We start from the raw sequence: 19,988 nt of genomic DNA, 5'->3' as shown, positions 1-19,988 counted from the left end.
GGCGACCCGATGCGGGCACCGGAGCGGGTTTACAGCGGGTCGATATCGCCTTCGGCACGCCGGGCGTGGAAATCGGCGACAAAAGCGGCCATCCGGCCTTCGGCAATGGCATCGCGCAGGCCTTGCATCAGCTCCTGATAATAATGCAGGTTGTGCCAGGTCAGCAGCATGCCGGAAATCATCTCACCCGCGCGGAAAACATGGTGCAGATAGGCCCGGCTGTAGCTGCGGCAGGCCGGGCAGGTGCAGTTTTCGTCCAGCGGGCGCGGGTCATCCTGATGGCGGGCATTCTTGATATTGACCTGCCCGCGCCGGGTCCAGGCCTGACCTGTACGGCCAGAGCGGGAGGGCAGCACGCAATCCATCATGTCGATGCCACGTTCCACCGCCCCCACGATGTCATCGGGCTTGCCCACGCCCATCAGATAGCGCGGCTTGTCCTCGGGCAGATAGCCCGGCGCATAGTCCAGAACACCCAACATCGCCTCCTGCCCCTCGCCCACGGCAAGGCCACCCACGGCATAGCCGTCAAAGCCGATGGATTTCAGTGCCGCAGCGCTTTCCTCGCGCAGTTCGGGCGTCACGCCCCCCTGCATGATGCCGAACAGCGCATGGCCCGGCCGGTCACCGAAAGCGTCGCGCGAGCGCTGCGCCCACCGCATCGACAGGCGCATGGATTTCGCCACCTCGTCCTCGGTCGCGGGCAGCGCCGGGCATTCGTCGAAACACATCACGATGTCCGAGCCGAGCAGGCGCTGGATTTCCATGCTGCGTTCCGGTGTCAGCATGTGTTTGGAACCGTCGACATGGCTGGAGAAGCGCACGCCCTCTTCGGTCAGCTTGCGCAGGCTGGCGAGGCTCATCACCTGAAAGCCGCCGGAATCCGTCAGAATCGGGCGGTCCCAGTTCATGAACTTGTGCAAGCCCCCCAGACGCGCGATGCGTTCGGCGGTGGGGCGCAGCATCAGATGGTAGGTGTTGCCCAGAAGAATGTCGGCCCCTGTCGCGCGCACCGATTCCGGCAGCATGGCCTTCACCGTTGCTGCGGTGCCGACCGGCATGAAGGCGGGGGTGCGGATCTCGCCGCGTGGGGTGGAGATCACGCCGGTGCGGGCGCGGCCATTGGTGGCGTGCAGCTGAAAGCCGAATCTTTGCGTCATGGTCCTGTCCTTCGGTCCAGCGCGCTTGATGCCGGGAAATGCGGCAAAAGCCAAGCCTGACGCGGGGTGTCGGCCGGATCGGGGGCCAGCCCCCATCGCGCGTGCCGCGCGATTCCCCCGGGATATTTGCGGACAGAAAATGATCCGGGTCAGCTTTGCCCGTGATAGAGGCGGTTGTAGGCGGAGGGGGCGTAGCCCTCGGTCGAGGTTTCGCGGTGCCCGGCCTGCGCGAGCCATGCAGCAGCGGGTTCGACACCCCAGCCGGGGGCGTCGGTGACTTCGATCTGACCGTCGGTGACGCGGAAGGGATCGCCCTCGAACAGCCCGCGTTGCCACGGGTAGTAATCATCGCCCTCAATGGAAAATTCGAGGTATTTCCCGGCATTGGGCACTGCACGCAACAGATGCGCGGTGGCGATGGTGACCAGCGACAGGTTCGCGGCATGGGGTGTGCAGGGCAGGCCCACGTGGGCGGCCATCCGCGCGACATCGAGCGTGCGGGTGAGGCCGCCAAGATACAGGATGTCCGGCTGCACCACATCCACCGCCGGAGCTGCGACGATGCGCTGCCACTGGGCCATGTCGCAATCCTGCTCGCCGCCGGTCACGTCGATCTCCAGCGCCTCGGTCACCGCGCGAGTGGCGTCGATATCCCACCAGGCAACGGGCTCCTCGTAATGGGCGACGCCATTATCTTCCAGCCTGCGGCCCACTTCGATGGCGCGCGGCAGGCTGAAGCCGGAATTGGCATCGACCAGCATATCAATACCCTGCCCCAGACGCGCGGCGACGGTGGGAATGATGACCTCGGTCCGCCCCTCCCACTGGTCACGGTCAGCACCGCATTCCGCCCCGATGCGCCATTTCGCGGCGGTGAAGCCCTGTTCGCCACAAAGGCGCGCCAGACGTTCCGCCTCCAGATCCGGCTGGATATCGCGGCGCATGGAACTGGCGTAAAGCCGCACCCTGCCCGGCCGCCCGCCGATCAGCACCGCCACCGGCTGTTCCGCCACCCGCCCCCGCAGATCCCAGAGCGCGGTATCCAGCCCCGCCAGCGCGCGTTGCAGATAGCTGCCGGGGTATTTGTGTTCCATCGTCAGGATGTGGGTGCCCAGTTCAGCCGCCTCGGCCACCGGCCAGCCAAGCGCCCAGGGCGCGATCTGGCGGTGGAAGATCGCGGCAGTGATGTCGGCGTTATAGGGCGCGCATTGCCCCCAGCCGAAAGAGCCATCCTGCGCGGTCACCCGCACGAAACAGACGAATTCGTTGGAAAAGGTTTCCAGCCGGGCGATGGTGAGCATCTTCCCCTCCACAGGCGCGTCAGGGCCAGCATGCGCGAGGCGCGCGGGCTTGCCTAGAGCGTTTCGGGAAAATCTGGCCTGTCCCCGCCCTCAAAAGAAAGGCCCGGCGCGAGGCCGGACCAGTCAGGGGTTAGGGCAAGATCAGCGAATGCCGGCCTTTTCCAGACGCGGCAGAACCTCGTCGCGGAAATAGGGGAATTCCTTGATGTAATCGACGAAGCTGAGCGTGGTGCCTGCAAAGCCCGTTTCGTGCAGCTTCACGATGCCTGCCGCCACCTGATCGGGGGTTCCGACCAGCGGGAAGCCACCATGGCCCATGGCAAACAGGTGCTTGATCTGCGCCAGCAGGTCATGCGGGAAGCTGTGGGCATGGGCGAATTGCAGGTTCACCAGATTGTCCACGGCTTCCTTGTCGCAATTCTCGACCGCCGTGTAATGCAGCCAGTCCTGCGCTTCCTTCTCGGTCGGGCGGCAGATCACATGGCTGAATGTCAGCACCTCGACCTTGCGGCCCTTGGCGGCGGCCTGCGCCTTCAAATCGGCAATTTCGCCCTTTGACCGCTCAAGGTCGATGGCCGGGGTGAACAGGAAATCGGCGTTGTCGGTGGCGAAAGCGCGGCCTTGCGGGCTGCCCGCCGCATTGAGAATCGGCACAGAACCGCGCTGCGGCTTGGGATCGCCCTTCACGCGCTTTGCCTTGAAATACTTGCCGTTCCAGTCGAAATGCTCATCCGAGGACCAGAGCTTCTTCACCAGATCGAACCATTCCTGCGCATAGCCGTAGCGGGTTTCGTGATCGTCGGGCAGGTCCAGACCCAGCGCCTCGTATTCCGGCTTGTTCCAGCCCGCGACGATATTCAGCCCGGCGCGTCCATGGCCGATCTGGTCGATGGTGGCGATCTGTTTCGCCACGACGACCGGATGGTTGGCGGTGGTGTGGATGGTGGAAAAGACGGCGATGTTCTTCGTCGAGGCCAGCAGACCCGCCGCCCAGGTCATCGTTTCCAGCACGCCACCGTGAAAATCGGTCTCGCCGCCGTAGCCGATCCAGCGGGCGATGGGCAGCATGAAGTCGATGCCGGCGGCATCGAGCATCTTCGCCAGTTCAAGATTGTTGTCCCAGGAATTGTCCCAGCGTTCGGCAATCTTCGTCGGTGTCATGCCCGACGAGCAGTTGGTCGAGAAAGTGCCAAGGCGAAAGCGATCGCCCGAGAGCATCGGGTGTTGCGGCATGTCAGCGGTCCCTGTTGGTTTAGGATTTATTTTATGATTGAAAGTCTATCTTAAAATCGCATTGCGTCAACGGTTTTGCCGCCCCATGCTGCGGGTATGGATGACGGAAAACCAATGGCGAAGAAAACCCTTCAAACTCAAAGCGATGACGCCGACACCCGGTTGGACCTGCGCTGGCACCTTGCCGCCAGCGCCGCCGAAGTCGATGCGACCGAGCTGGAGTTTGCCCTGATGCGCGCCTTCGAGGGATTCGGGCGCTGGCAGTCGGAATGCCTCGCCTCGGTCTGCGACGTGGCGGCAACCGGGCCGGAAAACGCCATGCTGCACATCATCCGCATGAATGACCGGCCCAAAAGTCTGAAGGACCTCGCCCGGCTGATGAACCGCGACGACGTGCCGAACATGCAATATTCGCTGCGCAAGCTGATCGGCGCCGGTCTGGTGGAGCGCAAGGGCTCGGGCCGTGCGGGCGTCACCTACGAGGTGACGGACCAGGGCCGCCAGGTGACCGATGATTACGGCACGCTGCGCCGCCGTCTGCTGATCGAGGCGATCGGCAATGTGCCGGGTTTCGCCGCCCGTCTGGCCGAAGCCGCGCGCACGCTGAACCTGCTGTCAGGCATCTATGAGGAAGCCGCGCGGGCTGCCGCCACCCACCGGCACTGAAACCGGCACAGAAAAGGCCCGCCGGGTTTCCCCGACGGGCCTGCGCATGATCCCGAAAAGATCAGAGCTTGGCAGCAACCGCTTCCCAGTTGACCAGCTTGTCAAGGAAGTTGGTCAGATAGGCCGGGCGCTTGTTGCGGAAGTCGATGTAGTAGGAATGTTCCCACACGTCGCAGCCCAGCAGCGCGGTCTGGCCGAAGCAAAGCGGGTTCACGCCGTTTTCGGTCTTGGTGACCTTCAGCGAACCGTCCTTGTCCTTCACCAGCCAGGCCCAGCCCGAGCCGAACTGGCCCGCGCCGGCGGCGGCGAAGTCTTCCTTGAACTTGGCGACCGAGCCGAAGGCCTCGACCAGCGCACTCTCCAGCGCGCCGGGGATCTTCTTGTCTTCGCCCGGACCCATCACTTCCCAGAACAGGTTGTGGTTCCAGTGCTGCGAGGCATTGTTGAAGATGCCGTTCTGCGCCACGGCGCCGGCCTGATAGGTGCCCTTCACGATGTCTTCGAGCGATTTCGATTCCCACTCGGTGCCCGCGATCAGCTTGTTGCCGTTGTCGACATAAGCTTTGTGGTGCAGGTCGTGGTGGTACTCCAGCGTCTCTTTCGACATGCCGAGCGCGGCCAGCGCGTCATGGGCATAGGGAAGATCGGGAAGCGTGAAAGCCATGGGAGTCACTCCTGTTCGAGAAGATTGCCGTCGGGGCCAATAAGGCCCCCCAAAGGAACAAGGTCAAGGGGCACCTCCCGGTTCCCGACAAAAACCCTGTCCTTCATCCGGCGGGAGGGTGGATCACTTCTTGCGCTTCTTCGGCGCGTCCGCGCGAACCTCGCACTGGCCGCGCGAGGTAAAGCGATTGTCAAAGCCCCGCGGAATCACGGAAAGGCGAATTTCATTGGTCGCCTTGATGAGCGTTCCGGTAAAGGCAAGGCTGGCGTTGCGGGCATTCCGTCCCTTGGCGCCACGCACTTCCCATTTAAACGTGGCCTGACGGTCATCGTCCTGCGTGACCTTGGCACTCACCGAACCGCCGGTGACCTTTTGGGTAAGCCCGTCGGCCACCACCGCCACACCTGTTCCCGGAACCATCTGGATGATCATGTCCGGCGGAATGGGAGAGCCCTTGGTTTGCTTGCCAGTCGTGCAATAAACCGTCACCGGGTCCGCCGCATGCGCCCCCCCGGCAAAGCCGGAAATCAGGGCGACCGCGGCCGCAATACCGAATATTTTCCGCATGTTACTCTCCATATACCCTTGAAACAGTCGTGCTTGGCCTGAAAGGAAGATTATTTCTTGCGTTTCTTCGCAGGTTCGTCCTTCAGCACCTTACAGGTACCGCGCACATTGGTGGAATTGTCGTAACCACGCGGGGCACCAAACAGGGAGACCTTGCGGCGATCCTTGCTGAAGGTGGCGGTGTACATGATGGTACCCGTCCGGGCCGATTTGCTCCCGCGCACACGCACATCCCAGGTGACGGTATCGCCATCCGCCTTCAGTTTGGCCGGGATCGGCTTCTTCCCGACAAAGTGCGCGATGACGCCATCGTAGACCTGCGCGCTGCCCTGCGCTTCATCCAGGATGAAAAGGATTTCCGGCATCACCCATTCGTAATTTGACACTTTCTGCGTGCAAATCAACGCCTGCGGCGCGGCCTGAGCCGCCCCTGCGGCCAGCAACATGACGCTCGCCGCAATACCAAACACGTTACGCATGACTTACTCCCAAGTCTGAAACACGGCACCACAGTCGCCCCGCCGTACGGGCGCCTCGCACCGGCGTGCCGGTGCAGAAGGACATCACTTCTTCGGGCGCTTGCCGGGCTTGTCGCGAACCACCTCGCAATGCCCACGATAGGAATAGCTGCCCGGATAGGCTTCGGGCACGATGGTCAGGCGCAGGCTGCCATCCTTGCGGCCGATCCTGGCCTCGTAGCGCAGATCGGACCGGGCGGAGCGGTTGTCACGCACGCCTTTCAGCGTCCAGCGCAGCACAAGATCTTTCGGCGTGTCACGCACCACCTGCGCCGTTACCCCTGAACCGCCGGTAACCGAATGGATCAGCGGGTCCATGGCCAGCACAACCTTGTTGGCAGGATCGAACATGATCAACAGCGGGTTCTTGGCAAGAGCAAGCCGGTTTTTCGCCGTCACCTCGCAGCCATAGATCACGGGGGGTGTTGCGGCCCGGGCGTGATTTGCCTGCAGGGCCGCGCAGAGGCTGATCATCAGCCCGACAAAACGTCTTGAAAACAATCTGGTAACTCCGGGGCATACACGCGCCTACAACCTGTAGCGCATGAATGCCCCGGATCTGTCAACTGCAAAGTGAGCGGGTCAGAACAGCTCTGCGCCCTTGGTGGCGGAATGCGACAGAAGGCCCATCACATAGCCCGCGACCGAGCGGAAGCAGACGAGGCTGTAGCCCGTCTCATCCGCCCAGAAGGCGCCCGCCACCTGCGCCAAGCGGGTCCGGCGCAACTCGCCCGGCGCCAGCGTCGCGTGATCAACCGGCGCGAGCTTCATCAGCACCTCGGCCGCCTGCGTGCCTTCAATCCGGAACACCGCGCGCGCGTCCGACACATCCACAGCCAGATGATGCTGTCCGGCCAGCTTTTCTGCCAGCGTGGCCAGCGCGGCTTTCACCTCGGTATAGGGGACGATCAGCAGATATTCGTCAGGGCTCATCCAGCCTGCGGCCTTGTCACCCGCCACCTCGATCCGGCGCTGCGCGGGAAGCGCGGTGCCGGTGACGGCGGTCACCGCCGCCGCCAGACCCGGTACATCAGGCTTGGCGCGCAGGGTGATCATGCCCAGCGGGCCGATTTCCCGGACAGAGGCGAAGCCGTCGAAGCGGGCACCGCCCAGGGCGCTTGCGACCTTAGACATTCTGCTTTTCCCCTTCCTTGTCGTAGAACACCGGGTCCACGATCTTCACCTGCATGGTCGAACCGTCGAGCTTCGTCATCTCGATGGTCTCGCCCAGCCGCGTCAGGCCCCCTTTCACCAGACCCATGGCAATGCCCTTGCCCAGCGTCGGCGAGAAATAGGTGGAGGTTACGCGGCCCTGCGTATTGCGCTGGCCATTGGCGTTGAAGCCTGGCGCCGGCGCGTAAGAGCCATCGGGGATGACCGATCCGTCCAGCGTTTCCAGACCCACCAGCTTCCAGCGGTCGGGATTGGCCAGATAGGGCCGTTCCTGCCCGCGCTTGCCCAGATAATCGGCCTTCTTCTTCGAAATCGCCCAGCCGAGGTTCAGGTCTTGCGGGATCACCGTGCCATCGGTTTCGTCGCCGATCATGATGAAGCCCTTTTCGGCGCGCAGGACGTGCAGCCCCTCGGTGCCGTAAGGCATCATGCCGAACTCGGCCCCCGCCGCCAGCAGCGCATCCCAGAAGGCGCGGCCTTCGCTGGCCGGCACCGCGATCTCATAGGACAATTCGCCCGAGAACGAGATGCGATAGACCCGTGCGTTGAAGCCGCCCAGCGTGCCGTCGGCCCATTGCATGAAGGGCAAGGTCTCTTTCGAGACATCCATGCCGCCCAGCTTCTCCAGCACCTTGCGGGCGTTGGGTCCAACCACGGCGATCTGGGCATATTGCTCGGTGACATTGGCGGTATAGACCTGCCAATCCCACCATTCGCATTGCAGCCAGTCTTCCATCCAGGCGTGGATGCGATCCGACCCGCCCGAGGTGGTGTGGCAAAGCCAGGTATCCTCGTCGATGCGCGCAACCACGCCGTCATCGGACAGGAAGCCCTGTTCGTTGCACATCAGGCCATAGCGGCATTTGCCCACCGGCAGGTTCGACATGACATTGGTATACAGCATGTCGAGGAACTTGCCTGCATCCGGCCCCTTGACGATGATCTTGCCAAGGGTCGAGGCATCCAGAAGGCCCACATTGGTGCGGGTGTTCTTCACCTCGCGGTGCACCGCCTGTTCATGGGTTTCGCCCGCGCGCGGATAGCAATAGGGGCGCTGCCACAGGCCGACGGGTTCCATATAGGCGTTCTGGGACAGGTGCCAGGCGTGGATCGGCGTCGTGCGCAGCGGCTGGAAGATCTCGCCCCGCGCCTCGCCCGCCAACGCGCCGATGGTCACGGGCGTATAGGGCGGGCGGAAGGTCGTGGTGCCAACCTGCGGCACCGGGGCCGACAGGCTGTCGGCCAGAACCGCCAGACCGTTGATATTGCTGAGCTTGCCCTGATCGGTTGCCATGCCCAGCGTGGTGTAACGCTTGGTATGTTCGACCGAGGTATAGCCCTCACGCGCGGCCAGTTGCACGTCGCTGACCTTGACGTCGTTCTGGTAATCCAGCCACATCTTCATGCGCAGATCGACCGGCGCACCCTGTGGCATGATCCAGACCGGCTCCATCGCCGCTTCCTGCGGGGCGGTGGCCACGGGGGCCATACCGCCACCAGCGGCGTCAGTGGCGTCCAGCAGCACATCGGCGGCTGACAGCGCCCCCGAGGCCGCACCAGCGGTCACCACCAGCGCAGCACCATCATGGTTCAGCGGCGGTCGGGCCTTGTCGGGGGCGAATTGCGCCTGCGCCTCGTCCCAGCGCAGCTTGCCGCCGCAATGGCTCCACAGGTGGACGACCGGCGACCAACCGCCCGACATGGCGACGGCATCACAGGCAATCTCTTCCAGAACCGAGCCTTGGCCGACCTGCGCGCAGATGGCGACGCCGGTGACGCGCTTGCCGCCCTTCACCTTGGCGATGGCCTTGCCCGCCTCGACCCGGATGCCCATGGCGCGGGCCTTCGCGGGCAGTTCACCCGTCACGCTGGCACGGGCGTCCAGCACCACCGGCACCTCCAGCCCCGCCTCTTTCAGCGCGATGGCGGTGCGATAGGCGTCATCATTGTTGGTCACGATCACAGTGCGGTCGCCGGGCGCGACGGCCCAGTTGATCAGGTAATCGCGCACCGCCGCCGCAAGCATGACGCCCGGAATGTCATTGCCCGCGAAGGACAGCGGGCGTTCGATGGCGCCAGTCGCCGCGATGATCTGCCCGGCGCGCAGACGCCACAGACGATGACGCGGACGCCCGTCGCCCGGCGTATGATCGGCGACCTTCTCGTCGCAAAGCACATAGCCGTGGTCATAAGACCCCGCGGCCATGCAACGGCTGCGGAGCGTCACATTCTCCATGCTTTCAAGGGCCTGGACGGCGTTCTTCACCCAGACCTCTGCGGGCTGGCCCTCAATCTCGATACCATCGACCGGCGCGCGGCCACCCCAATGGGCGGTCTGCTCCACCAGCCAGACGCGCTTGCCCGCCTTCGCAGCCGTCAGCGCCGCCTGAATACCGGCAATCCCGCCGCCTACCACGAGGATGTCGCAGAAGGCATAGGCCTGTTCGTAACGGTCCGCGTCACGGTCCTTCGGCACCTGACCCAGACCCGCCGACTGGCGGACCACAGGTTCAAAGATGTGCTTCCACGCGAAACGCGGGTGGATGAAGGTCTTGTAATAGAACCCGGCAGGCAGGAAGCGGCTGGCATAGTTGTTCACCACACCGACGTCGAGTTCCAGGCTCGGCCAGTGGTTCTGCGAGGTGCAGGTCAGGCCATCGAACAGCTCGGTCGTGGTGGTGCGCTGGTTCGGCTCGAACCGGCCGCCCTGCCCCATGTTGACCAGAGCGTTCGGCTCTTCCGCGCCCGAGGCCACGATGCCGCGCGGACGGTGATATTTGAACGACCGGCCAACCAGCATCTGATCATTGGCCAGCAGCGCCGCGGCCAGCGTGTCGCCGCCAAAGCCCTTCAGGCGCTTGCCGTTGAAGGTGAATTCGCAAGGCGCCGTCCGGTCGATCAGACGGCCGCCCTTCGCAAGACGGGTGCTCATTTGGTGCCCTTCCAGTCCGGCCGCTTGGCCTTGATCTTCTCGACGATTTCGGCGGGCGGCTCGGTGGTCTGGGCGGAATAGGTACCGAAGACCTCCAGCGTAGCGGTGCAGCGCGCCGCGAGGAACCACTTGCCGCAGCCATAGGCATGGCGCCAGCGTTCAAAATGCACGCCCTTCGGATTCTTGCGGGCGAACATGTAGGCTTCGAATTCCTCGCCGGTGGACCCGGGGCCGAAGCGTTTCAGATGCGCCTCGCCACCGGGCGAGAGTTCGGTTTCCTCGGCCTTCACGCCGCAATAGGGGCATTCAAGGATCAGCATGTGCGGGCCTCGTGTTTGCGGGAACCCCGGGGGCGCAGCCCCCGGACCCCCGGGATATTTTCAGACAGAAAATGACACATCAGTGCGCCACCCCGGCCGCCACCGACTCGTCGATGAACTGGCCTTCGCGGAAGCGCCACATGTTGAACTCGGCCGCGAGCGGGCCGGGTTCGCCCTTGGCCATCAGCTCGGCCATGGCCCAGCCGGAGCCGGGGATCGCCTTGAAGCCGCCGGTGCCCCAGCCGCAGTTGATGAAGCAGTTGCCGAGCGGGGTTTTCGAGATGATGGGCGAGCGGTCGCCGGTCATGTCGACGATGCCGCCCCATTGCCGCAGCATCTTGAGCCGCGAAATCATCGGGAAGGTTTCAACCAGCGCGCGGAGTGTTTCCTCGATATGGTGGAAGCTGCCGCGCTGGGTGAAGTTGTTGAACCCGTCGGTGCCGCCGCCGATGACCATTTCGCCCTTGTCGGATTGCGACATGTAGCCGTGGACGGTGTTGGCCATGACCACCACATCCATGCAGGGCTTGATCGGTTCCGACACCAGCGCCTGAAGCGCGAGGCTTTCGACCGGCAGGCGGAAGCCCGCCATATCGGCCACCTGCCCCGAATGCCCGGCGACGACGATGCCGAGTTTCCGGGTGCCGATGAAGCCCTTGGTGGTTTCAACGCCCGTCACCTGCCCGTTTTCGGACCGGACGCCCGTGACCTCGCATTGCTGGATGATATCCATGCCCATGGCCGAACAGGCGCGGGCATAGCCCCAGGCCACGGCATCGTGCCGCGCCGTGCCGCCACGCGCCTGATAGAGCGCGCCGAGAACCGGGTAGCGCGGGCCGTCGATATTGATGATCGGCACCAGCTCCTTCACTTTTTCCGGTCCGATCCATTCGGTCTTGACGCCTTGCAGGTTGTTGGCGTGCACCGTGCGCAGGTAGCCGCGCACCTCATGATGGGTCTGCGCCAGCATCAGGAGGCCGCGCGGGCTGAACATCACGTTGTAGTTCAGATCCTGGCTCAGATCTTCGTAAAGGCTCAGCGCCTTGTTGTAGATCGCCGCCGACGGGTCCTGGAGATAGTTCGACCGGATGATGGTCGTATTCCGCCCGGTGTTGCCACCGCCCAGCCAGCCCTTTTCCAGAATCGCCACATTGGTGATCCCGTAGTTCTTGCCAAGATAATAGGCGGTGGCGAGGCCATGCCCCCCCGCACCGATGATAATGGCGTCATAGGCGGGTTTGGGCGCGGGCGCGCGCCAGGCTTTTTCCCATCCCTGGTGATAGCGCAAAGCCTCGCGGGCGATGGCAAAGACCGAATAGCGTTTCATGGGTTGTCAAACTCCCGTCCCGGGTATGGTGCAGTCATGCCCTGACGGCGGAAAATATCCGCCTGCCGAAGCGGCACAATGGGGAAAATTGCGACATCATGTCGACCCCCTGTCGCCGGGCTGGCGGCATTTCGGGCTTTTGCCGCGCGGGACGAGGCACTACATGGGTTGGGAAGGCGCCACAGGGGCGCGGGAGAGGCGTCGCATGTGGACTTTCTGGCTGATGGCGGGGGCTTTGGCGCTGGGCAGCGGCATCGCCTTGCTGATGGGCTTCCGGCGCGGTGCGGGCGCGGCGGCGGAGGTTCCGGCCTCGGCGCTGGATGTGCAGCTGTATCGCGACCAGCTGGCGGGGATCGAACGCGACGCCGCGCGCGGGACAATCGCGGCAGAAGAAGCCGGGCGTCTGCGCACCGAAATCTCGCGTCGCCTGCTGGAGGCTGACCGGCAGAGCCGCGCCGCCGGAACCACCCGCCTTGCCGAAGGGCCGCGTCTGGGCTTGCCGGTGGTTGTGCTGGCACTGGCCGGGGCCGGTGCGCTTTACTGGAGCCTGGGCGCGCCGGGCTATCCCGACATGCCGATGGCCGCGCGGCTGGCCATGTCGGAAAAGCTGCAGGAGAACCGCCCGTCGCAGGCCGTGGCCGAGGCAGATGCGCCCGCGCCGGTGCAGCCGCAGGGCGCGGATGCCGAATATCTGTCGCTGATGGAAAAGCTTCGCAGCACCGTGGCCGAACGGCCCGACGACATTCGCGGCCAGCGCCTGCTGGCGGAAAACGAGGCCCGGCTGGGCGATTACCGCGCGGCCTATGCCGCGCAACGCGAGGTGATCCGGCTGGCGGGGGATGCCGCCACCGCCGAGGATTATGCGCTGCTGGGGGAAATGCTGGTTTATGCGGCGGGGGGCTATGTCTCGCCCGAAGCCGAGGCCGCGCTGACCGAGGCGCTGCGCCGCGATCCGAAGAATACGGCGGCGCTGTATCTTTCCGGCCTGATGTTCGCGCAGGTCGACCGGGCGGACCGCACCTTTGCCCTGTGGCGTAGCGCGCTTGAGTCTGCGGCACCGGATTCGCCCTGGGTGAAACCGCTTCAGGAACAGATCGGTGACATGGCCGCGCGCGCCGGTGTCCGGTATCAGCCGCCCGGCGCCGCTGCTGGCCCGATGGCGGGCATGATGCCTGGCCCTGGCGCCGGGGATGTCGCCGCAGCGGCCGAGATGTCGGCCGAGGACCGGCAGGCGATGATCGAAGGTATGGTCGAGCGGCTGAACGAACGGCTGGCGACCGAGGGTGGCAGCGCCGACGAATGGGCGCGCCTGATCGGGGCGCTGGGGGTGCTGGGCCAGACCGACCGCGCGCGCGCGATCTGGACCGAGGCGCAGGGTCGCTTTGCCAGCATGCCCGAAGATCTGGCGAAGGTGCGCGCCGCCGCCGTGCAGGCCGGGGTGGCGGAATGAGCTTCGAGGATGCCGCCGATTTCACCGCCACCCTGCCCCGCATGGGGGCGCTGGCGGGGCTTGATCTGGGCACCAAGACCATCGGTGTGGCTTTTTCCGACGTGATGCGCGGCGTGGCGACGCCAGACCGCACGATCCGGCGCAAGAAATTCACGCTGGATGCCGAGGCGCTTCTGAAGCTGCTGGCAACGCGGCAGACGGTCGGCATTGTGATCGGCCTTCCGCGCAACATGGATGGCAGCGAAGGCCCGCGCGCGCAATCGACCCGCGCCTTCATCCGCAATCTGGAAAAGCTGACGCCGCTTCCGGTGCTGTTCTGGGATGAACGCCTGTCCACCGTGGCCGCCGAACGCGCGCTGCTGGAGGCGGATACGTCGCGCAAGCGTCGCTCCGAGGTGATCGACCATGTGGCGGCCGGGTTTATCCTGCAAGGGGCGCTGGACCGGCTGGCGCATCTGCGGCGGGAGGCCGAACGTGACGGATGAGATCTGGAAACGGGCCGAAGTCGACAGCCCCTGCGTCAAGATCTGCGTGATCCACCCGGAAGCGCGGCTTTGCGTCGGCTGTTATCGCAGCATTGACGAGATCGGCGCCTGGTCACGGATGACACCCGAGGCACGACGCGCCGTGATGGCAGACCTGCCCGCGCGGGCGCCCCGGCTGGTCAGGCGGCGCGGCGGGCGCGCCGGGCGACTGGAAGGCTGACCCGGCAACTGACCCGGCCCTTGGCGGCATCGAGCCGCCGCGTGCCGACTGCCGTGGAAGGCGCCAGCGTTGCGTATCACTCTGGCATGAGCCAGCTTGCGACATCCGGCATGAGCGGCCGGAAATAGGCGATGATCCGGCCTTCCGGCGGGGCCTTGGCACCCGCCGCCCAGGGGGCGACTCCATGCAGCAGGTGCCGGTGCATCAACACCGCCTGACCGGGCCGGGACGGCACGGCGACCCGGCGGCAGGTTTCAAAACACTGCCTGCGCGCAGCGACATAGGCATCGGTGATATCCACCTCAGCCCATCGCGCGGGCGGATGCGGCGCCAGCGCTGCGGCCAGCGCGGCTTGCAGGATGCGGTGGCTGCCCTCCCACACCACCAGCGGCGCGGCCTCGGGGTCGGTTTCGTTCAGGGCCATGCCCAGAATCCAGTGATGCGGCTCGGCGATGCGGCGGCGTTTCGCGGCATCGGCCAGAAGCCCGTCCAGATGCGCGGCATCACGGTCGCGGCGGAAGGCGAAGGCGGCGGGCGTTTCCGCCTCGGACGGCTGCGGATAGCCGGGGCGCATGACGGAAAGCTGCGCCGGATGCAGCGGCTCGGGCGCAAGGCCCACCGCCTGCCACGGGAAACCGGCGCCACCCATGGCGCCATCCGGTCCGTTCGGCAAGGCATCGACGCCGACAAACCATGTGCCGCCACAGCGCCATGGCTCGGCACTGTCACGCAGCACGGCTTCGGCCACCGGACGGGCCGCTGCCGCCCAGTTGGCGATTGCCGGATCGGGACCGATCCGGTGCCAGCCGCGCGCGCCTACCACCCCGCTGCCTTGCGCAGCATGTTCACCGCGACCACGAGGATAAACAGGGCGAAGGCACGCTTCAGCGGTTTGGCATCCATCGCATGGGCGATGCGCACCCCGATGGGCGTGGTGATCAGCGTCATCGCCACGATCACGGCAAAAGCGGGGAAGTTGATCGCACCCAGGGTGCCGGGCGGCGCCTGATCGACATGCAGCGTCAGGAAGCCGATGGCCGAGGGGACCGAGATGATCAGCCCGAAACCCGCTGCTGTGGCGACCGCGCGATGGATCGGCAGGTTGTAAAGCGTCATCATCGGGACCCCGAAGGTGCCGCCGCCAATCCCCATCAGCACCGAGAAGAACCCAAGCCCGCCCCCCAGCACCGGCCGCAGGCCGCCGCGCGGCATTTCCGGCCCCAGCCGCCAGTCCGCGCGCCCGAATGCCATATAAAGTCCGGCAATCAGGCCAAGACAGCCGAAGATCGCCTGAAGCGTGACGGATTTCAGGCGGCTCGCCAGCAGGAAGCCCGCCACCGACCCGACCGCGATGTAGATTGCCCAGCCCTTCAGGATTTCCCAGTCCACTGCGCCCTTGCGGTTATGGGCCAGCACCGAGCGAACCGAAGTGACGATGATCGTGGCCAGCGAGGTCGCCAGACAGACCTGCATCAGTTGCGGACCGCCATAGCCCAGATGCGAGAAGGCGTAATAGAAGGCGGGCACCAGAACGATCCCTCCGCCGACCCCCAGAAGGCCCGCGATGATCCCGGCGAAACCGCCGATCACGACAAGCAGCGCCAGCATCGGCAACAGAGTATAGATGTCGGGCATGGGGCACCTTCCGCCTTGGATCGGCCCGACGCTAGCCGCAAGGCGCGGAAGGTTCCAGAGGTGCATTGTGCAGCGGCGCAGAAAAGGTTAGAGAGGGAGTCACTTTTTCTAACGGTTTTCCCATGTCCGCGTCATCCTTCCTGCGCCCGGCACTCGTGCTCGGGCTTTTGTCCGCCGTTGGCCCCTTCGCCATCGACATGTATCTGCCTGCCATGCCCGAGATCGGGCAAAGCCTGAATGCCAGCGTGCCCGCCATGCAGGCCACGATCACCAGCTATTTCCTCGCCTTCGGCGTGGCGCAGCTGATCTATGGCCCCTGGGCGGATCAGGCGGGACGCAAGCTGCCGCTTTATGCGGGGCTGGCGATCTTTCTGATCGGCTCGGTCCTGTGCACGCTGGCCCCCTCGACCGAAGCGCTGATTGCCGGGCGCTTCGTGCAGGGTCTTGGCGGTGCGGCGGTGATGGTGGTGCCGCGCGCGGTGATCCGCGACATGACGACGGGGCACGAGGCGACACGGCTGATGGCGGCCATCATGCTGGTGATTTCCGTCTCGCCCTTCCTTGCACCGCTGGCAGGCGCCGGTCTGATGATGCTGGCGGGCTGGCGCGCGATCTTCGGCGTTCTGGTGGTGGCCACGCTGATCAGCCTCGCGATGACGCGCTTCCTGCTGGCCGAGACCCTGCCGCCCTCTGCGCGACAGCCCGTCTCGGTTTCGGCCATGCTGCGCGGCACGCGGCATCTGCTGACGCATCGCGGCTTCATGGCGCTGACCTTCCTGGGCGGCTTTGGCATGGCGAGCTTTTTCGTCTTCATCGCCTCAGCCTCTTTCGTCTATGCGGCGGCCTTCGGCCTGACGCCCACGCAATTCTCGCTGGCTTTCGCGCTGAATGCGGTGGGATTCTTCGGCGCCTCGCAGATGGCGGCGCGGCTGGGCATGCGCTTTGGCGCGCAGACGGTCATGGTGCGGGCGACCACCGGCTTTGCCGTGTTCACCATCGGGCTGTTCCTGCTGGCGCTGGCAGGGATTTCCGGCCTCTGGCTAACCATCGGCGGGCTGTTCCTCGCCAATGCCTGCCTCGGGCTGGTGATCCCCACCGCCATGGTGGTGGCGCTGGAGGAACACGGACCGATTGCCGGTCTCGCCTCGTCGCTGGGGGGCACGATGCAGATGCTGGCCGGGGGCGTGATGATCGCGGTTTCCGCGCCGTTCTTCGATGGCACGGTGCTGCCGATGCTGGCAGCCATCGCGCTCTGCGGTGCGCTGGCTTTCTTGCTGGCACTGGTGGTGGCGCGGCTGCCCGCGCCCGAGGCTCAGCCCTCGGCCTGAACGGCCATTGCGCGCTGCACCTCGGACAATGCAGCATCCAGCAGGTCAAGCCCCGCACCGGGGCGCGAGGCCCCTTCCGACAGCACGCGGCGCCAGCCGCGTGCGCCGGGCAGGCCGGTGAACAGGCCAAGCATATGCCGCGTCACCTGATGCAGCCGCCCGCCCGCCGCAAGATGCGCCGCGATATAGGGCTTCATCGCCGCGACCACCGCCGCACGGTCCGGCGCATGATCTTCGCCCCACAGCGCATCCACTCCGATCAGCGCGTTTCCCGGATCGTGATAGGCGGCACGCCCGATCATCACCCCGTCCAGCCCCTCGGCCAGCAGCGCACCCGCCTGTTCCAGCGTGGCAATGCCGCCGTTGATGCAGATGGTCAGTTCCGGGAACCGCCGCTTCATAGCCAACACCAGCGGGTAATCGAGCGGCGGGATCTCGCGGTTTTCCCTGGGGCTGAGACCCTGAAGCCAGGCTTTGCGGGCATGGACCACGAAATGCGTAACCCCGGCCCCGGCGACGGTTTCGATGAAGCGCGGCAGGATCTCCTCCGGCAGCTGGTCATCGACACCGATCCGGCATTTCACCGTCACCGGCACATCGCTTTCCGCCGCCATGGCGCGCATGCAATCCGCCACCAGCGCCGGGCGCTCCATCAGCACCGCACCGAAACAGCCCGATTGCACCCGATCCGACGGACAGCCACAGTTCAGGTTGATCTCGTCATAGCCCCAGCCCTGCGCAATGGCGGTGGCCCGTGCAAGTTCGCCCGGATCGGACCCGCCGAGTTGCAGGGCGACAGGATGTTCCTCGGCGCTGAAATCCAGGAGCCGTGCCTTCGGCCCGTGCAGGATCGCCGGCGCGGTGACCATCTCGGTGTAAAGCATCGCCCGCCGCGTCATCAGCCGGTGGAAAAACCGGCAATGCCGGTCCGTCCAGTCCATCATGGGCGCAACGGACAGGCGGGAGGCCGTAGATAAATATTGTTTTTCTATTTTATCAGTCACTTATCTTCGCCTTGCCTTCGCCTCGTTCCGGCCTGTTCTGTACCAAATACGCCGATTTCGACGCTGAACTTGGCACAATGTACCAAATAGAATTCCCATGTACCAAGTCCGGAGGTCATCATGGGTTCGATCAGTATACGCAAGCGAAAGGATGGCAGCAGCAGATACCTTGCGCGCGTGCGAGTGATGCGAGAAGGAACCTCCTATCATGAGACAAAGACCTTTGACAGGCGCCCTGCCGCAACCGCCTAGATAAAGAACCGCGAGAAAGAGCTAGCAAAGCCTGGTGCGCTGGAAGGGCTGAACGTATCTGACCCTTCGCTGTCCAAAGCGATTGAGTGCTACACCGAAAAAACGGGGAAGGACATCGGTCGCACAAAGGCCCAGGTCCTCAGGACCATAGCCACCTACCCGATCGCCGATCTGCCCTGCTCCACCATCAAGTCGAAGGATATCATCGAGTTCCTTCAGTCTCTGCCCGGACAACCTCAAACCGTCGGGAACTACGCCAGCCATCTCGCCTCCATATTCGCCATAGCACGGCCGATGTGGGACTTTCGGCTGGATGATCGGGAGATGAGAGACGCGATCACCGTCGCGCGCCGTATGGGGATCATCTCGCGTTCCGCGCAGCGGAACCGCAGGCCCACCCTCGATGAACTCGACCGGCTGCTGGCTCACTTCATTGATCGGCGCCAGAGAACGCCTCAGGCCATGCCCATGCACAAGGTGATCGTGTTCGCTCTCTTCTCGACGCGCCGACAGGCAGAGATCACCCGACTCACCTGGGATGATTTCCAGAAGGAACACAAACGCGTTCTGGTCCGTGACATGAAGCATCCCGGCGAGAAGCTCGGAAACGATACCTGGGTCGATCTGCCCGAGGAAGCCATTCGGATCATCGACAGCATGCGCAAGAGCAAGGCTGAGATCTTCCCCTACTCTCCGGACGCGATCACGGCCAACTTCACCCGCGCTTGCAAGCTGCTCGGAATCGAAGATCTGCACTTCCACGATCTGCGCCACGAAGGCATTTCTCGGCTGTTCGAAAGGGGCTGGAACATTCCTCATGTCGCAGCGGTCAGCGGACACAGGTCATGGGTTAGCCTGAAACGCTATACGCACATCCGCGAAACCGGTGACAAATATGCAAACTGGCCGGGCTTGCAGCTCGCAACCGGCGACACATGATGCGCCAGTGCGTCAATCTCATCGAAAGGACCCGCGCATCACCCTAGGTTCTGCCAAGTACAGACATCAACTTTCATAGCCGCTGAATGCTGTGATAGAGGCAGGTTAGCGATATGCCGTCCATCCTATTGGCACCCTATTCATCCATGAACTTTCTCTGGTAGCGCTCCTCCGGCGAAACCCACTGCTCGATGAATGATAGCGGATCGAGATCGCCGAGCATCGAGCGCGCCAAACGTAGCCGGGTTTCCAGATGCACGCGCCGCTCTCCGTCCACCATCTGCATACGCTTTTCGGCCTCGACGGAGAGCGCCTTGGTCCAATCCGCCATGATATCCGAAAGCTGTTGAAGGCTCTCGGAGCGGGCCTTCGCCTCACTGCGCTTATCCTCTTCGCCGAACCCGCCGGGAGCGGTCAGCGCCTGAAGGTCGCCCCTCCGGATCAGAAGTTGCAGCGCGCAAAGATCGAAGAGCGGGAGACCGTCCGCCACGACCGGAAATATGGTCAGTATGGGCATGGTACCATCTGGTCGCCGCTCCGACCGACAATTGCGTACCTGGTCGCCATCCCGATCGGGCTGGTTCTGACGGAGATGACCGAGCGAGCGACTATGCGTTACCAAAATGGGAAGTACGTTCGTGAAAGCACGCTCGATCGACGACAGGGGCGGTCGATTTTGCAATCACACAGTTGGACGACAGAACAGGACCTGCCGTGCGAGAGGTGGTTCGGTTGCTCTGAACAGGTTCCGGGCGTTTTCTAAGTGGTTTTCCGCCTCGGTTATGCCGCCGCCGCTTCGGGTGTCGGCGGGTTG

The 19,988-nt window shown here is 64.4% G+C and carries 21 protein-coding genes; 6 read left to right on the top strand and 15 right to left on the bottom strand.

What is annotated here, in order from left to right; translation table 11 throughout:
• Nucleotides 1-29 precede the first annotated feature (29 nt).
• The 3 genes from tgt to C8N34_RS22010 all read right to left on the bottom strand — a co-directional run bounded on the left by tgt (nucleotide 30) and on the right by C8N34_RS22010 (nucleotide 3,694).
• Entirely contained in the window at nucleotides 30-1,160 is a 1,131-nt protein-coding gene (tgt, locus tag C8N34_RS22020; RefSeq protein WP_108130518.1) for a tRNA guanosine(34) transglycosylase Tgt, read from the bottom strand.
• 149 nt (nucleotides 1,161-1,309) lie between these two features.
• Entirely contained in the window at nucleotides 1,310-2,461 is a 1,152-nt protein-coding gene (locus tag C8N34_RS22015; RefSeq protein ID WP_108130517.1) for a mandelate racemase/muconate lactonizing enzyme family protein, read from the bottom strand.
• Nucleotides 2,462-2,602: 141 nt separating this feature from the next.
• Nucleotides 2,603-3,694, bottom strand: coding sequence for an LLM class flavin-dependent oxidoreductase (locus C8N34_RS22010; protein WP_054303758.1), 1,092 nt, complete (start codon nucleotides 3,692-3,694; stop codon nucleotides 2,603-2,605).
• Nucleotides 3,695-3,808: 114 nt separating this feature from the next.
• Here C8N34_RS22010 and C8N34_RS22005 point away from each other — a divergent pair, with 114 nt between their 5' ends.
• Nucleotides 3,809-4,360 carry a winged helix DNA-binding protein gene (locus tag C8N34_RS22005; protein ID WP_199750752.1) on the top strand — a complete coding sequence of 184 codons (552 nt, stop codon included), beginning with the start codon at nucleotides 3,809-3,811 and terminating at the stop codon, nucleotides 4,358-4,360.
• A 61-nt stretch (nucleotides 4,361-4,421) separates the two neighbouring features.
• Here the strand turns inward: C8N34_RS22005 and C8N34_RS22000 are convergent, their stop codons facing one another.
• The 8 genes from C8N34_RS22000 to C8N34_RS21965 all read right to left on the bottom strand — a co-directional run bounded on the left by C8N34_RS22000 (nucleotide 4,422) and on the right by C8N34_RS21965 (nucleotide 11,861).
• Entirely contained in the window at nucleotides 4,422-5,024 is a 603-nt protein-coding gene (locus C8N34_RS22000; RefSeq protein ID WP_108130515.1) for a superoxide dismutase, read from the bottom strand.
• A 123-nt stretch (nucleotides 5,025-5,147) separates the two neighbouring features.
• On the bottom strand, nucleotides 5,148-5,591 hold the full coding sequence (locus tag C8N34_RS21995; RefSeq protein WP_108130514.1) for a hypothetical protein: 444 nt from the start codon (nucleotides 5,589-5,591) through the stop codon (nucleotides 5,148-5,150).
• Between the two features lie 50 nt (nucleotides 5,592-5,641).
• On the bottom strand, nucleotides 5,642-6,070 hold the full coding sequence (locus tag C8N34_RS21990) for a hypothetical protein (protein ID WP_145693779.1): 429 nt from the start codon (nucleotides 6,068-6,070) through the stop codon (nucleotides 5,642-5,644).
• A gap of 84 nt (nucleotides 6,071-6,154) precedes the next feature.
• Nucleotides 6,155-6,610 carry a hypothetical protein gene (locus C8N34_RS21985; protein WP_145693776.1) on the bottom strand — a complete coding sequence of 152 codons (456 nt, stop codon included), beginning with the start codon at nucleotides 6,608-6,610 and terminating at the stop codon, nucleotides 6,155-6,157.
• Between the two features lie 81 nt (nucleotides 6,611-6,691).
• On the bottom strand, nucleotides 6,692-7,243 hold the full coding sequence (locus tag C8N34_RS21980) for a sarcosine oxidase subunit gamma (protein WP_054303763.1): 552 nt from the start codon (nucleotides 7,241-7,243) through the stop codon (nucleotides 6,692-6,694).
• On the bottom strand, nucleotides 7,236-10,214 hold the full coding sequence (locus C8N34_RS21975; RefSeq protein WP_108130513.1) for a sarcosine oxidase subunit alpha family protein: 2,979 nt from the start codon (nucleotides 10,212-10,214) through the stop codon (nucleotides 7,236-7,238). Before C8N34_RS21975 ends, C8N34_RS21980 begins: the two co-directional genes overlap by 8 nt.
• Nucleotides 10,211-10,534 (bottom strand): sarcosine oxidase subunit delta, encoded by a 324-nt coding sequence (locus tag C8N34_RS21970; protein WP_054303765.1) that lies wholly within the window; start codon nucleotides 10,532-10,534, stop codon nucleotides 10,211-10,213. The genes C8N34_RS21975 and C8N34_RS21970 overlap by 4 nt, the downstream gene beginning before the upstream one ends.
• 79 nt (nucleotides 10,535-10,613) lie before the next feature.
• Nucleotides 10,614-11,861 carry a sarcosine oxidase subunit beta family protein gene (locus tag C8N34_RS21965; protein WP_108130512.1) on the bottom strand — a complete coding sequence of 416 codons (1,248 nt, stop codon included), beginning with the start codon at nucleotides 11,859-11,861 and terminating at the stop codon, nucleotides 10,614-10,616.
• Nucleotides 11,862-12,066: 205 nt separating this feature from the next.
• On the opposite strand from C8N34_RS21965, the gene ccmI reads away from it, so the two are divergent.
• The 3 genes from ccmI to C8N34_RS21950 are packed head-to-tail and all read left to right on the top strand — an operon-like array spanning nucleotide 12,067 to nucleotide 14,016.
• The gene (ccmI, locus tag C8N34_RS21960; RefSeq protein ID WP_108130511.1) at nucleotides 12,067-13,311 is read left to right on the top strand and encodes a c-type cytochrome biogenesis protein CcmI; all 1,245 of its coding nucleotides are present in this window, start codon (nucleotides 12,067-12,069) and stop codon (nucleotides 13,309-13,311) included.
• Nucleotides 13,308-13,796, top strand: a complete 489-nt coding sequence (gene ruvX, locus C8N34_RS21955) for a Holliday junction resolvase RuvX (protein WP_108130510.1) — start codon at nucleotides 13,308-13,310, stop codon at nucleotides 13,794-13,796. Before ccmI ends, ruvX begins: the two co-directional genes overlap by 4 nt.
• Nucleotides 13,786-14,016, top strand: a complete 231-nt coding sequence (locus C8N34_RS21950; protein ID WP_054303769.1) for a DUF1289 domain-containing protein — start codon at nucleotides 13,786-13,788, stop codon at nucleotides 14,014-14,016. The genes ruvX and C8N34_RS21950 overlap by 11 nt, the downstream gene beginning before the upstream one ends.
• A 76-nt stretch (nucleotides 14,017-14,092) precedes the next feature.
• Here the strand turns inward: C8N34_RS21950 and C8N34_RS21945 are convergent, their stop codons facing one another.
• Complete coding sequence (locus tag C8N34_RS21945; protein ID WP_108130509.1) at nucleotides 14,093-14,839, bottom strand: phytanoyl-CoA dioxygenase family protein; 747 nt, start codon at nucleotides 14,837-14,839, stop codon at nucleotides 14,093-14,095.
• Nucleotides 14,833-15,651 (bottom strand): sulfite exporter TauE/SafE family protein, encoded by an 819-nt coding sequence (locus tag C8N34_RS21940; RefSeq protein WP_054303771.1) that lies wholly within the window; start codon nucleotides 15,649-15,651, stop codon nucleotides 14,833-14,835. The genes C8N34_RS21945 and C8N34_RS21940 overlap by 7 nt, the downstream gene beginning before the upstream one ends.
• Before the next feature lie 122 nt (nucleotides 15,652-15,773).
• On the opposite strand from C8N34_RS21940, the gene C8N34_RS21935 reads away from it, so the two are divergent.
• The gene (locus C8N34_RS21935) at nucleotides 15,774-16,979 is read left to right on the top strand and encodes a multidrug effflux MFS transporter (protein ID WP_108130508.1); all 1,206 of its coding nucleotides are present in this window, start codon (nucleotides 15,774-15,776) and stop codon (nucleotides 16,977-16,979) included.
• Here C8N34_RS21935 and dusA read toward each other — a convergent pair.
• On the bottom strand, nucleotides 16,964-17,983 hold the full coding sequence (gene dusA, locus C8N34_RS21930; protein ID WP_108130507.1) for a tRNA dihydrouridine(20/20a) synthase DusA: 1,020 nt from the start codon (nucleotides 17,981-17,983) through the stop codon (nucleotides 16,964-16,966). The two genes, C8N34_RS21935 and dusA, sit on opposite strands and share 16 nt — an antisense overlap.
• 576 nt (nucleotides 17,984-18,559) lie before the next feature.
• Between dusA and C8N34_RS26985 the strand changes: the two genes are divergently transcribed.
• Nucleotides 18,560-19,174, top strand: a complete 615-nt coding sequence (locus C8N34_RS26985) for a site-specific integrase (protein ID WP_242013885.1) — start codon at nucleotides 18,560-18,562, stop codon at nucleotides 19,172-19,174.
• A 136-nt stretch (nucleotides 19,175-19,310) separates the two neighbouring features.
• Here C8N34_RS26985 and C8N34_RS21920 read toward each other — a convergent pair whose 3' ends face one another.
• Nucleotides 19,311-19,691 (bottom strand): hypothetical protein, encoded by a 381-nt coding sequence (locus C8N34_RS21920; RefSeq protein ID WP_108130506.1) that lies wholly within the window; start codon nucleotides 19,689-19,691, stop codon nucleotides 19,311-19,313.
• Between the last annotated feature and the right edge of the window lie 297 nt (nucleotides 19,692-19,988).

Origin of the sequence: Gemmobacter caeni (assembly GCF_003054195.1) — a bacterium.
In the GTDB taxonomy this organism is placed as follows: Bacteria; Pseudomonadota; Alphaproteobacteria; order Rhodobacterales; family Rhodobacteraceae; genus Gemmobacter; species Gemmobacter caeni.
This window is presented reverse-complemented; position numbering and strand designations above follow the sequence as displayed.